Here is a 13,051-nt window from a genome sequence, read left to right on the forward strand (position 1 = left end):
CGATGCGGGCTTTTTTTTATACTAGGAAGTTAGAACTGGTACGTCATACCTACGCCAACGATGTCATCTGTAGAGATGCCGTTTGCTTCGTAGAAGCTTTCGTCGTTGTCCAGCATGTTGATTTTGTAATCAACATAGGTGGAGAAGTTTTTGTTAAAGTTGTAGGTCATGCCGACGTCGATATAGTTAACCAGATCCATGTCGCCATGCTGGCCCTGTGGGTTACCCGCATTGCCAGGATAAGTCATGTCCTTGCCTTTGGAGTAAACCCATGCCAGGGACGGACGCAGGCCGAAGTCGAACTGGTATTGCGCCACGGCTTCAAAGTTCTGCGTCTCATCCGCAATCCCGGTATCGCCATATGGCGTCATATTACGGGTTTGCGCATACATCATCGCCAGATAAACGCTGTTGGCATCATATTTCGCGCCAACGGTTCACGCTTCCGCAGTCTTCCCGCCGGCGAAACGTGCGCTGTCTTGTATACCCTTCGCTTCCTGCTCATTGGTACGGTCAGAAGAGGAGTAGGCCGCGCCTAAGGTCAGGCCAGACAGATCGCCGGAGAAATCATAGGTCGTGGACATACCGAAGCCGTCACCGTTCTGGAAACGCACGTCGTTATGACCGTTCTTGGTCCCTTCCTGATCTTCTGTTGCGTCCTGACCTTCGTTTGCCCCCTGATACTGCAGCGCAAAGTTCAGACCCTCAACCAGGCCGAAGAAATCGGCATTACGGTAGGTCGCCACACCGTTTGCACGGCCGACCATGAAGTTGTCGGTCCAGGTATAAGAATCGCCCCCAAATACGGGCAGCATATCGGTCCAGGCTTCAACATCATACACGACGCCGTAATTACGACCGTAATCGAATGAACCGTATTCGCCATATTTCAGGCCAGCGTACGCCAGACGGTTAAAAGAAGTATCACCGGCGTCTTCGGTATTATTGGCGTAGGTTTTATATTCCCACTGGCCATAACCAATAACATCGTTAGTGATTTGTGTTTCGCCTTTGAAACCAATTTGTACATAGGTTTCATCGCCATCATCCCCAGGGTGATCAGAGAAGGTATGACGCGCATCGATCTTACCGTACAGATCAACTTTATTGCCGTTTTTGTTATACATTTCAGCTGCATGTGCTGCGCCAGCCATTAATAACGCGGGTACGAGAATTGCCAGAACTTTTCTTTTCATTATATATTCCCTTTAAAGATAATTAATATGAATATATGTAATCACTCTCTGTCATTACAGAATTGATACTATTCTACGCAATGTCATTTTGGTTCAAAAATAAATGTAATTAAAATCGTAGAAATATTGCAAAATATTTCTATCTGTCGCTTTATTTTTCTGGTGAATTAGAGTTTAGGATATATAGAAATAAATTATCATTAAGTATTTAGCGGCAGTATTATTTAATATCTCCAATTGATATTAAATATATTTCCTCGGGAATGCAGGGTACACGCGTCCCTGTCAGGACAAGCCGTGATAGCGGCGGGGAAAGTTGCTATTGTAGCCGTTTTAACAACAGGACGTGATGATGGAACTTACGCAGTGGCAGTCTCGCTTTGAGCGTTGGCTCGATGAAAACCACGCGACCCACGACGCCGCGCATGATATTTCGCACTTTCGTCGTGTCTGGATGACGGCACAAAAAATCATGGCGAACCAGGCGGTCGATTCACTGGTGGTACTGACCGCCTGTTATTTTCATGACATTGTCAGCCTGCCGAAAAACCATCCCCAACGCAGTCAGTCATCACGTCTGGCGGCCAGCAAGACGCTCGACATTCTGCGTCGCGATTTTACGGATTTCTCCTCTGAACGCTATGCGGCCGTGGAGCATGCCATTGAAGCGCACAGTTTTAGCGCCGATATCGCGCCGCACAGTCATGAAGCCAAAATTGTTCAGGATGCTGACCGGCTGGAAGCGCTTGGTGCTATTGGTCTTGCGCGCGTCTTTGCGGTATCGGGGGCGTTGGGCGTGGCGCTCTTTAACGCTGAAGACCCGTTTGCCGACGCGCGTACCCTTAATGACCGCGCCTTTGCCCTCGACCATTTTCAGACCAAGCTGCTGCGCTTGCCTGATACAATGCACACAGACGTGGGGCGCGAACTTGCGCAACACAACGCCGATTTTCTCATCCAGTTTATGGCGAAATTAAGTGCCGAATTACAGGGCGACTGCCTGGGGCTGGATAGCCAGGTGCTGAGCCGCTTCCGTCGCAGTTTGAGCGAGTGAACTGTGGTAATCTGTTTCCAGTCTTTATTCTCCGGTTAAAAGAATGCAGGAAAATCGATCAGTGAGTGAGCCCGCGCCAGAGCAGGCTGAGAAATCAACGGCAACGGTGCAGGCTTTATTGCGCCAGCTGCTGGATATCTATGATGCTAAAACGCTGGCGAATCAGCTGGTGGCGCACGGTGAGAGCCACTGGAGCCCGGCAATCCTGAAGAGACTGCTGACCAGCGAGCGGGCAGGGCAGCGTCTGAGTGAGGGCGAGTTTCGTTACCTGCAAAACCTGCTTCCGCGTCCTTCAGCCGCGCACCCGAACTATGCCTTCCGTTTTATCGATCTGTTTGCCGGCATTGGCGGCATTCGACACGGGTTTGAGGCCATTGGCGGGCAGTGTGTGTTTACCAGCGAGTGGAACAAACATGCGGTCCGTACCTACAAAGCCAACTGGTACTGCGATCCCCATGAACACCGTTTCAACGCCGATATCCGTGATGTTACGCTGAGCCACAAAAGTGGCGTGAGTGATGAAGAGGCGGCTGAGCACATTCGCCAGTCAATTCCGGCCCATGATGTCCTGCTGGCGGGTTTCCCGTGCCAGCCTTTCTCGCTGGCCGGCGTGTCGAAAAAGAATGCCCTCGGACGCGCTCACGGTTTTGCCTGCGATACGCAAGGCACGCTGTTCTTTGATGTTGTCCGCATTATCGATGCCCGTCGTCCGGCGATTTTCGTGCTGGAGAACGTCAAGAATCTCAAGAGCCATGACGGCGGAAAGACCTTCCGCATTATCATGCAAACGCTCGATGAGCTGGGGTATGACGTAGCGGACGCTCAGCATATGGGCGCGGATGACCCGAAAATCATCGACGGTAAACATTTCCTGCCGCAGCACCGCGAACGCATTGTGCTGGTTGGTTTTCGCCGCGACCTCAACCTGAAGGGGGATTTTACCCTGCGGGATATTCCCTCTTTATATCCTGCGCGTCGCCCAACCGTGGCCGACCTGCTGGAACCTGTCGTCGACGCGAAATTTATCCTCACCCCGGTGTTGTGGAAATACCTTTACCGCTATGCGAAAAAACACCAGGCCAAAGGCAACGGTTTTGGCTTCGGGATGGTTAATCCGAACGATCCGCACTGTGTGACGCGCACGTTGTCCGCTCGCTACTATAAAGATGGCGCAGAGATCCTGATCGACCGGGGCTGGGATAAAGCGCTGGGGGAGAAAGAGTTTGACGATCCCGATAACCAGCGTCACCGTCCGCGCCGCTTAACGCCGCGTGAATGCGCTCGGCTGATGGGGTTTGAGACCCCGCAGGGTTACACCTTCCGCATTCCGGTGTCGGACACCCAGGCTTATCGGCAGTTTGGTAACTCGGTGGTCGTTCCCGCGTTTGCGGCGGTGGCAAAACTGCTGGCCTCCCGCATCAGACAGGCCGTGGCGTTACGTGAGAGTGAGGCCGTCAATGACGGATGTTCACAATAAGGCGACGCGCAGTAAAAACATGCGTGCCATCGGCACGCGTGATACCGCCATTGAAAAGCGGCTAGCCGGGCTGCTGACCGAGGCGGGGTTTGATTTCCGCGTGCAGGATGCCGCGCTTGCGGGCCGTCCGGATTTCGTTATCGATGCGTATCAATGCATCATCTTTACCCACGGCTGTTTCTGGCATCACCACGACTGCTACCTGTTTAAGGTTCCCGCGACGCGTACGGATTTCTGGCTGGAGAAGATTGGCAAGAACGTCGCGCGGGACAACCGTGACCTTAGCACGCTTCTCGCGCAGGGCTGGCGGGTGTTGATTGTCTGGGAGTGCGCGCTGCGCGGCAGATTAAGACGTACTGATGCCGACCTGACAGAACGGCTGGAAGAGTGGATCTGCGGCGGCGGGCAGGCCGCGCAGATCGACACCCAGGGTATTCACCCGCTTACGGTTTCTCCACCTCACACGGCGTAACAACCGGCTTCGCAGGAAGCAGATATTTCCCCAGCGTTACCAGCACAACGGCAAAGACAATCACGCCCAGCGCCAGCCATTCCACGGGAGATAACGTTTCGCCGGCAAAGCTGGTGCCCAGCAGTACGGCAACCACCGGGTTCACGTAAGCGTAGCTGGTCGCGATCGCCGGCGAGACATTGCGGATCAAGAACATATAGGCGTTAATGGCGATGACAGAGCCAAATAATGCCAGGTAACCCACGGCCAGGAAGCCCGAAAGGTCCGGCATGGCTGTCAGTTTTTCGCCCGTCAGCGTTGAGGCAATCAGCAACACAATTCCCGCCGCGAGCATCTCAATCGCGCCCGCCATCATGCCGGTCGGCAGCTCAATTCGTGAACCGTATACCGACCCAAATGCCCAGCTCATGGAGCCGATCAGGATAATCACTGCGCCCCACGGATTTCCGCTCAGGTTACCGCCGCTGTTGAGCAGGATGATCCCGGCAAGCCCGATCCCAATCCCTACCCATTCGAGCTTGCGGGTGCGGATGCCGAAAAGACGGCTAAAGCACAGGGTAAACAGCGGGACGGTCGCGACCACGACGGCGGCAATTCCGGACGGCACGTTCTGGTGCTCGGCGACCGTCACAAATCCATTCCCTATGGCCAGCAGCAGCAGGCCAATCAGGGCGGCATTGAGCATCGGGCGAAGCGGAGGCAGCTTATGACCCCGTAACAGCAGGAAGGCCATCAGTAACACGCCCGCCGAGAGAAAGCGTACGCCCGCCATCATGAGCGGCGGCCAGCTCTCCACGCCGATACGAATGACAAAGTAGGTGGAACCCCAGATGATATACAGCGAAAAAAGTGCCCCAATGAGCGGTAGCAGTTGCCGGAAACGCATAATCCCTCGCGACAAAATGAAAAGGTCGCTGACAGTAAACGCCAAAACTATCGGCCTGGCGAGCCCTTTAATTGTGTAGTTGATGTGAATTTTTTGTTGACGCGAGGTGCCTGTTTCCGGGTTTACACTTTTGCTCCATACTATTCACTTAATTACCAAAAAAAGAAGGAATGAGATTTTGGCAGGAAGTAGCTTATTAACATTACTGGATGATATTGCCACCTTACTGGATGACATTTCGGTGATGGGAAAACTGGCGGCGAAGAAAACCGCCGGGGTTCTGGGAGACGATTTATCGCTCAACGCCCAGCAGGTGAGCGGCGTTCGGGCCAACCGTGAATTACCGGTGGTATGGGGCGTAGCGAAAGGCTCATTCCTGAATAAGGTGATCCTGGTGCCGCTTGCGCTGCTGATCAGCGCGTTTATCCCATGGGCGATCACGCCGTTGCTGATGATTGGCGGCGCATTTTTATGCTTCGAAGGCGCTGAGAAGATCCTGCACTCGTTCGCCGCACGTAAGAACAGCGACACGCCGGAAATGCGCCAGCAGCGTCTTGAGGCGCTGGCCGCGCAGGATCCTAAAACCTTCGAGCGTGATAAGGTGAAAGGTGCCATTCGTACCGACTTTATTCTGTCGGCGGAGATCGTGGCCATTACGTTAGGTATTGTCTCTGAAGCACCGCTTCTGAACCAGGTCCTGATCCTCTCCGGGATCGCCATTCTGGTCACGGTGGGAGTGTACGGGCTGGTGGGGCTTATCGTTAAGCTGGATGATATCGGCTACTGGCTGGAAGAAAAATCGAGCGCTATCGCCAAAGGTATCGGCAAAAGCCTGCTGGTGACCGCGCCCTGGCTGATGAAGAGCCTGTCAGTGGTTGGCACGCTGGCGATGTTCCTTGTCGGAGGCGGTATTGTGGTTCACGGTATCGCGCCGCTGCACCATGCTATTGAACATTTCGCCTCGGCGCAGGGCAGCATAGTGGCGGCGATTCTGCCCACGCTGCTTAATCTTGTGCTGGGCTTTATCATTGGCATTATCGTGGTTGGGGCCGTAAAACTGGTCGAAAAAATCCGCGGAACGTCGCACTAATTGTTACCTGTTGCGGGGTGCAAAAAGATCATTCCTCGTCTAAATTGAAAACGTTTCACCCTGATACAGGAGGCAGGTATGGTCTTTTTGGTCAGTGATGAAGTTAAGCCTAAGAAGGGCGGCCCACGTATGATTGTCACCGGGTATTCCAGCGGTATGGTGGAATGCCGGTGGCACGACGGTTATAGCATCAAGCGGGAAGCGTTCCGTGAAGATGAGCTTCAGCCGGGAGACGGGCAGCGCAAGCGAGACAAGGCTTAATGACATAACGCCCGGCTTTGCCGGGCGTTTTTACCTTCCGTATCCGGCGTCGGGCAGTAATCAGGGAGTGTGTGTGCAGCGCGAGACCTTTGTTGTAAGACGATCTTTTCTGCAATGGCTGCATATGCGTAGCAATCCGGGGTTGATTGTTAATCTCTGTTTTCTCATCGTACTGATATTTTCCACGCTCCTGACCTGGCGAGAGGTGGTGGTACTGGAAGATGCGTATATCTCCAGCCAGCGTAATCATCTGGAAATGGTAGCCACTTCGCTGGACCGGCAGTTACAGTACAGCGTGGATAAAATGCTTTTTTTCCGCAAAAGCATGCGTGATGCCATCCAGACGCCGCTGGCCTTTGATGTCCTGTATGAAGCGATTTCACGCTTTAACGCCTTTCGCACGCGCCCCAGCTGGCAGCTCGCCGTTGATAAAAAACGCACTCTCCCCATTAACGGCGTGTCGGATGCGTTCGTCGAAAAAACCACGCTGTTGAATCGTGATCCTGAGCGTATCAGCAATGAAATTTCTGCTGCCCTCGAAGTGGGGTATTTACTCCGACTGGCGTCCTCGGTGGGGCAAAGTGAAGAGCGGGTTATCTATGCGTCACGCGCCGGGTTTTACCTTGCGACGGACACGCCTGAACAGACGAGTGATATTAGCCAGCGCTATTACTATCTGGTTACCCAGCCGTGGTTTACCCAGCAGTCTGAACGTAACAATCGCGCTCGCGCGGTGCGCTGGTTTATCTCCAGCCCGTCGCCCTGGACCGGTGGTGAACGGATGATCACGGCCAGCGTACCGATCTATTTTGACCATTACTGGTATGGCGTTGTGGCGATGGATTTCTCATTGAAGACCATGAAACATCTGCTGGAAGAGGCAACGCAAGAGCGTACAGAGGGGGAATATCAGCTGTACGACACCCGGCTGAATATGATTGCCACGTCAGAAGAGACCGGTAGTCTGGTGAACCGGTTTGACGAACGCGAAACGGCGCAGATAGCGCACGCGATTGAGAACGATACCGGCGGGGGGATCCGCCTCGGAAGCCGCTTTATCAGCTGGGAGCGGCTCGATCACTTCGATGGTGTGATTTTACGCGTTCATACCCTGCATGAAGGCGTGAAGGGGGACTTCGGCAGTATCAGTATCGTGCTGGCGCTGCTCTGGGCACTCTTCACCGCCATGCTTCTTATCTCGTGGCTGGTTATCCGTCGGATGGTCAGCAATATGTACACGCTTCAGCACTCTTTGCAGTGGCAGGCCTGGCACGATCCGCTCACCCGCCTGAATAACCGTGGTGCCCTGTTTGAGCGTGCCAAAATGCTGTCGGAAAAATGTCGGCAGCAGTCGCTGCCGTTCTCGGTGATTCAAATCGATCTCGACCATTTTAAAAGCATTAACGATCGCTTTGGCCATCAGGCCGGGGACAAAGTGCTTTCCCATGCCGCGGGCCTGATTGGCAGCGCACTGCGCAAGAATGATGTTGCCGGACGCGTGGGTGGGGAAGAGTTCTGCGTGGTACTGCCCGGCAGCGGGCTTGAAGAGGCGAGGGGGATTGCGGAACGCATTCGCTCACGCATCAACAGTAAAGAGATCCTGGTGAAAAAGAGCGCCACCGTGCGTATCAGTGCCTCACTGGGGGTAAGCAGCGCCCAGGAAAAGGACAATTACGATTTCGAACAGCTGCAGTCAGTGGCGGATGCCCGGTTGTATCAGGCCAAGCAGTGCGGGCGCAACCGGGTGTTCTGGCACGATCAGGATAAGAAGTGATCCAGCCCTTCCTGCCAGCCCGCGGGTCCGGGCTGTTGCGTGTGGTACACCCGGGCGGGGTTATCGTCACGTAACGTGATGCCCTGCCGGTTAATGCCCTTGATCACCACGGCGTAGTCCACGCTGTCCAGTAGCGGGGCATCATTTGGACCATCGCCGAGCCCCAGGGTGACCGGCACAATGCCTTCCCGCTCACGGTACTGCTCAATTAGCCAGTCAACCGCAACGTCTTTACCGCAGCGAGCATCCAGAACATGCCAGAAGCGGGCTCCCTGCAGGCATTTCAGGCCGCACTGCGCCAGCGCCTCGTCAAATTGCGCCATTTTTTCATCGCTGTCGCGCCAGATGAGCGTGACAGAGGCTTCGTGTCGGCGCGCGAGGGTCGAACGATAGCGCGTCAGCCCCGTCCACTCGCTGATAACCCGTTCGTCGACGTCATCAAAGGTGGTGAATTTAAAGCCCCACTGCTGGCGAATCTGGTCGATCAGCGGGCGAATGTCACGGTGCGTCATCCCCCTGATGTGGCGTCGACCTGTCTCCCAGCGCACGTCGGGCTGAATCACCGCGCCATTCTCAGCTATGAAGGGTAACCCCTCCAGACCCAGATCCTGCTGGATATCCAGCATTTCTGCCGCGGTCTTGCTGCTGCAGAGAATAACCGGCACCTGGTTATCCTGGAGGGTGTCCAGCCAGGGCATGGCCGGTTGCCACTCGTACGTATGAATATCGAGCAACGAGCCGTCGAGATCGGAAAAGATCAGCAGGCTATCCTGCAGTGAAGGCATAACGACTCCTGATAACTGACAAACTGCCACCTAAGAATATTCCTAAAAAAAATCCTAATGCTTAAGTGAGGCAAAAGGGTATCTCTCCTGCCAAACCCGCATGCGGCGCATGTTGTCCCTCATAACTAAATTTATTATGTACCAAATATTATATTCGCCATGAGAATATATGCTTGTCATACAAAATGGTTGAGGATAGTGTTTTGTGTACATCAGATTTCCTGGTGTAACGAATTTTCAAGTGCTTCTTGCATAAGCAAGTTTTGATCCCGGCCATCCCCATGACCGGGATTTTTTTCGTCCTAACGATTTGCTTCAGACACGCTAAAATCGTGTATATCAAGCTCGAAGGCCTCCGCCAGTTCACGGTAGGTGTGATAATCCCTTCCGTTCACAATGACCCTGTCTGAATTGTCGTCTGAACGACGGACTTCTGACTCACTGATCTCATTGATGGCGGCCAGCAGGGCATCGACATCCACCTCAACCTCACGTTTGATGGTGTCGCTGTACTCTTTGTCGGTCTTCATTACGGGGTACCTCATTTTGCCGTCTCCAACCGTAAGTATAGACTGCGCACAAAAACGCCATTCACACCGGGCAGCGATGCCAGTTAAGGCGTTTTGTTCTACACTGGCTCAAAACCAGAGGAGGAACGTATGAAGGTCAACGATCGGGTAACCGTTAAAACGGACGGTGGACCGCGCCGCCCGGGTGTGGTCCTGGCAATTGAAGAGTTTAGTGAAGGCACGATGTACCTGGTATCACTTGAAGACTACCCGCTCGGCATCTGGTTTTTTAACGAACTGGGACACCCGGATGGCATCTTTGTAGAGAAAGCGCAATAGCATGGCGTCGGGTGGCGACTGGCGCGCCCGACACTGTCCACAGAAGCAAAAATCTCTGGCCAGGCCAGAGATCAAAGGTAGGGTGCAAAGGGTTTTTTTAGCGACTAACGCATGTTGACGAAAATCCCGTTCGTCACATTATCGGTGAGGCGTACCACGTGATAGATCACTTGCTTATTATGCGTTTTAATTTTCCTTTTAATATTTCCTTTATGTGACGAAACGGTTTTGGCTTTAATATTCATCTGGTCTGAGATCTGAATAGTCCCTTGCCCTGCCATCCACATTCGCAGCATGCTTGATTCAGTCCTGCTTAATGATAGGGTGGGTAAGTTAACCGCTCCTACATTTTTAACTTCTTTATTCAAATAATCACCCAGAATGTCATCCAGCGACTCTGGTTTAATCGATTTAGAACTGATCAATAAATTTTTACGAACCAACAAATACTCATCGAAATGGATATTCGCGATCGCCATAAAAACAATAAACAGGGTTTTTGGATGCTGATTAATGATTTGCTTAATGTGCTGACTGTTGGCTGGATCGTGAATGAAACAGTCCTCATTAATAAACACCACGCCTGGTTTAAGTTCGTCACAAGCGGCTGCGAGTTCGTCAACGGTGTGTGCATCGTTGATGTCTCTCTTTCTTACCCCTCTGCTTGCCAGGTACCCGGTTAACCCTAGCCGGGTGTAGCTGCATAAATCCATAATGATCGTTGACATGGCATACCCTCACTCAATGCGTAACGATAATTCACCATCTGCCTGAGAGCTCATAACAGCCATACGGGATGGAAAAAATTAATAAACCTGTGAGCATGACAAAGACTTTCAGGCGGACTCACTATCCCGTAAAGTTACGTATAATTTGCCAGGAATCTTCTTAAAGTAAAGTAAATATTAAGTATTGTGAGGTGGTTAGAAACAATTAAACCGCGTCAGATATATCCTGGAAGATGTTTTTCACGTTTTATTTTAGGAATATCCTCAGAAAGACAATATCAACTGTGAGGGCTATTATTTACGCGGTAGCTCACTGACAATATCTGCTAACAGATTGAATATCTCGCCGAATAAGTGCTCACAGAAGGGGGCGATAAGGGGCATCAGTAATGACATTAATAAAATACCGACCGTCAGCGTCAGCGGAAAACCAATGACGAACACCGAGAGCTGCGGTGCCATTCGGTTGAGTAACCCTAAGGCGAGGTTCACGGTCAGCAGCAGGGTGATGATCGGCAGCGCCAGCATCAGGCCGTTCAGGAAAACAAGCCCGGCCGCACGCGTAAGCGCCAGAAACGCGTTGCTGTTCACCGGGTTTTCCCCAATCGGCAACGTATGGAAAGTATCCACCAGCATGGAGATGAGCCACAGATGGCCGTTGAACGACAGGAACAGCAGCATGGCGAGCAGATCGATAATGCGCGCCAGCACCGGCATGTTGAGGTGGCTACCGGGATCCACAAACGTGGCGAATGATAAACCCATTTGCAGGCCAATCAGTTCGCCGGCGGTCCGCACGGCCGCGAAGGCAAGCTGCATGGTAAAGCCTACGGCTACGCCAATCATCACCTGTTGCAGTGCAACCCACACCGCTTTCGCCGAGAAGATCGGAATATCCACTGGCGGGAGAGAAGGGGCGACGATAACGGTGATGATGATGCCCAGCCCCACTTTGACGCGCTTGGGTATCGTTTTCTCACTGAGAATGGGGGCCGTTGTAATCAGCGCCAGGATACGCAGCATCGGCCAGAAATAGACGCCAAGCCATTGAACCCACTGGTCACTGGTGAAGTGCAGCATCGTCTGGTCAGCCGATGATGTACGGCAGATTGGTAAACAGGTTGCGCATATAGTCCAGCAACAGGTTCAGCATCCACGGCCCGGCAACGATAATCGCCACGAACACGGCGATAATTTTTGGGATAAATGACAGCGTCATTTCGTTAATCTGCGTGGCGGCCTGCAGGATACTGATAATCAGACCGGTCACCAGCGCGACAAGCAGTAACGGCGCGGCAACGGCTATCGCGATTTTCATCGCTTCCGTGCCCATCATCATGACCGATTCTGGCGTCATTACGGCTCCTTAACTGTAGAAACTCTGCGCCAGCGAACTGACCAGCAGTTGCCAGCCATCGACCAGGACAAAGAGCATGATCTTAAAGGGCAGGGCAATGGTGGCCGGGGGCACCATCATCATCCCGAGCGCCATCAGAACGCTGGCGATCACCAGATCGATAATCAGGAACGGAATAAAGATGGTAAAGCCAATCTGAAAGGCCGTTTTCAGCTCACTGGTGACATACGCAGGCAGCAGAATACGCATCGGAACGGCTTCCGGTCCCTGAAGCTCGCCGGTATTGGACAGGCGGGCGAAGAGTGCCAGGTCCGCCTCTCGGGTCTGGCGGAGCATAAACTCCCGCAGCGGCTGAGCCCCTTTATCGAGCGCCTCCTGCATGGAGATTTTATCTTCGCTAAACGGCTGGTATGCGTCGGTATAAATCTTGTCGATAACCGGCGACATAATGAAAAAGGTTAAAAACAGCGCCAGACCCAGCAGTACCTGGTTAGGCGGCGCGGACGGGGTGCCCAGCGCATTGCGCAGCAGGCCAAAGACGATGATGATTCGGGTGAAGCTGGTCATCATCAGCAGGATCGCCGGAATAAACGTCAGCGAGGTGATGAAAACCAGCGTCTGCACCGGCAGCGACCAGCTTTGCCCGCCGCCTGCAAGAGGGGTTGAGACCAGACCGGGCAGTTGCGCGCAAACCGCAGGGGCAAACAGGCCGACGCCCGCAAGCGTAAGGGATAACAAACGGCGCATCAGGATCTCCCGGAACGCTTAAGCAAACTCTTCATGACGGACTGAAAATCCGCAGGGACTTCTGCGCGCTCGTCACCCGTTGCCGGGGCTGGCGGCAGTTTATGCAAGACGTTGATGCTGGAGGCAGTCACGCCCAGCACCAGCCGTGCATCTTCCACATCGACAACGACCACGCGCTCGCGTGGCCCCAGTGTCGTGCTGGCGCTGACCTTCAGACCGCGGGTGCCGGCGGTTTTACCCGCCAGGCCGAAGCGCTTCGCCAGCCATGCGGCGATAAGAATAAAGGCAATAATACCGAGCAACGCGCCACTCACCTGGAGCAGCGGAGAGCCGGGAACGGCAGAGGGCTGTGATATTGTTGCCTGGGTTTTCATGC

14 protein-coding genes and 2 pseudogenes are annotated in these 13,051 nt (G+C 53.4%); 7 read left to right on the forward strand and 9 right to left on the reverse strand.

Annotation, left to right across the window (positions count from 1 at the left end):
- Positions 1–29 precede the first annotated feature (29 nt).
- A pseudogene (gene ompC, locus F8561_RS20765) lies at positions 30–1,196 on the reverse strand (porin OmpC).
- Between the two features lie 352 nt (positions 1,197–1,548).
- Here ompC and F8561_RS20770 point away from each other — a divergent pair.
- The 3 genes from F8561_RS20770 to F8561_RS20780 all read left to right on the forward strand — a co-directional run bounded on the left by F8561_RS20770 (position 1,549) and on the right by F8561_RS20780 (position 4,199).
- Positions 1,549–2,250 carry a phosphohydrolase gene (locus tag F8561_RS20770; protein ID WP_151887959.1) on the forward strand — a complete coding sequence of 234 codons (702 nt, stop codon included), beginning with the start codon at positions 1,549–1,551 and terminating at the stop codon, positions 2,248–2,250.
- A gap of 61 nt (positions 2,251–2,311) precedes the next feature.
- Positions 2,312–3,727 carry a DNA cytosine methyltransferase gene (locus F8561_RS20775; protein WP_047744869.1) on the forward strand — a complete coding sequence of 472 codons (1,416 nt, stop codon included), beginning with the start codon at positions 2,312–2,314 and terminating at the stop codon, positions 3,725–3,727.
- Positions 3,708–4,199 (forward strand): very short patch repair endonuclease, encoded by a 492-nt coding sequence (locus F8561_RS20780; RefSeq protein ID WP_020883328.1) that lies wholly within the window; start codon positions 3,708–3,710, stop codon positions 4,197–4,199. Before F8561_RS20775 ends, F8561_RS20780 begins: the two co-directional genes overlap by 20 nt.
- On the opposite strand, the gene yedA is transcribed toward F8561_RS20780, so the two are convergent.
- Positions 4,171–5,085 carry a drug/metabolite exporter YedA gene (gene yedA, locus F8561_RS20785; RefSeq protein WP_020883329.1) on the reverse strand — a complete coding sequence of 305 codons (915 nt, stop codon included), beginning with the start codon at positions 5,083–5,085 and terminating at the stop codon, positions 4,171–4,173. The two genes, F8561_RS20780 and yedA, sit on opposite strands and share 29 nt — an antisense overlap.
- A gap of 178 nt (positions 5,086–5,263) precedes the next feature.
- On the opposite strand from yedA, the gene F8561_RS20790 reads away from it, so the two are divergent.
- From F8561_RS20790 to dgcQ, 3 genes are all read left to right on the forward strand, one after another.
- Complete coding sequence (locus tag F8561_RS20790; RefSeq protein WP_020883330.1) at positions 5,264–6,175, forward strand: DUF808 domain-containing protein; 912 nt, start codon at positions 5,264–5,266, stop codon at positions 6,173–6,175.
- A gap of 78 nt (positions 6,176–6,253) precedes the next feature.
- A complete protein-coding gene (locus tag F8561_RS20795; protein ID WP_014170745.1) occupies positions 6,254–6,436 on the forward strand; it encodes a YodC family protein in 183 nt (60 codons plus the stop codon).
- Between the two features lie 73 nt (positions 6,437–6,509).
- A complete protein-coding gene (gene dgcQ, locus F8561_RS20800) occupies positions 6,510–8,210 on the forward strand; it encodes a cellulose biosynthesis regulator diguanylate cyclase DgcQ (protein WP_151887863.1) in 1,701 nt (566 codons plus the stop codon).
- On the opposite strand, the gene F8561_RS20805 is transcribed toward dgcQ, so the two are convergent.
- Both F8561_RS20805 and yodD read right to left on the reverse strand, forming a co-directional pair.
- Positions 8,195–8,995 (reverse strand): mannosyl-3-phosphoglycerate phosphatase-related protein, encoded by an 801-nt coding sequence (locus F8561_RS20805; protein WP_151887864.1) that lies wholly within the window; start codon positions 8,993–8,995, stop codon positions 8,195–8,197. The two genes, dgcQ and F8561_RS20805, sit on opposite strands and share 16 nt — an antisense overlap.
- Positions 8,996–9,297: 302 nt before the next feature.
- A complete protein-coding gene (gene yodD, locus F8561_RS20810) occupies positions 9,298–9,525 on the reverse strand; it encodes a YodD family peroxide/acid resistance protein (RefSeq protein ID WP_008500310.1) in 228 nt (75 codons plus the stop codon).
- Between the two features lie 129 nt (positions 9,526–9,654).
- Between yodD and dsrB the strand changes: the two genes are divergently transcribed.
- A complete protein-coding gene (gene dsrB, locus F8561_RS20815) occupies positions 9,655–9,843 on the forward strand; it encodes a protein DsrB (RefSeq protein ID WP_020883333.1) in 189 nt (62 codons plus the stop codon).
- 104 nt (positions 9,844–9,947) lie between these two features.
- Here the strand turns inward: dsrB and rcsA are convergent, their stop codons facing one another.
- From rcsA to fliO, 5 genes and pseudogenes are all read right to left on the reverse strand, one after another.
- Complete coding sequence (gene rcsA, locus F8561_RS20820; protein ID WP_008500313.1) at positions 9,948–10,571, reverse strand: transcriptional regulator RcsA; 624 nt, start codon at positions 10,569–10,571, stop codon at positions 9,948–9,950.
- Between the two features lie 278 nt (positions 10,572–10,849).
- Positions 10,850–11,651: pseudogene (gene fliR, locus F8561_RS20825) on the reverse strand (flagellar biosynthetic protein FliR).
- 7 nt (positions 11,652–11,658) lie between these two features.
- On the reverse strand, positions 11,659–11,928 hold the full coding sequence (gene fliQ, locus F8561_RS20830) for a flagellar biosynthesis protein FliQ (RefSeq protein WP_008500315.1): 270 nt from the start codon (positions 11,926–11,928) through the stop codon (positions 11,659–11,661).
- A 9-nt stretch (positions 11,929–11,937) separates the two neighbouring features.
- Positions 11,938–12,675 carry a flagellar type III secretion system pore protein FliP gene (gene fliP / locus F8561_RS20835; RefSeq protein WP_151887866.1) on the reverse strand — a complete coding sequence of 246 codons (738 nt, stop codon included), beginning with the start codon at positions 12,673–12,675 and terminating at the stop codon, positions 11,938–11,940.
- Entirely contained in the window at positions 12,675–13,049 is a 375-nt protein-coding gene (gene fliO / locus F8561_RS20840; protein WP_025203802.1) for a flagellar biosynthetic protein FliO, read from the reverse strand. Before fliO ends, fliP begins: the two co-directional genes overlap by 1 nt.
- Positions 13,050–13,051: the final 2 nt, after the last annotated feature.

Origin of the sequence: Enterobacter sp. 198 (genome assembly GCF_009025585.1) — a bacterium.
Lineage (GTDB): Bacteria > Pseudomonadota > Gammaproteobacteria > Enterobacterales > Enterobacteriaceae > Enterobacter > Enterobacter ludwigii.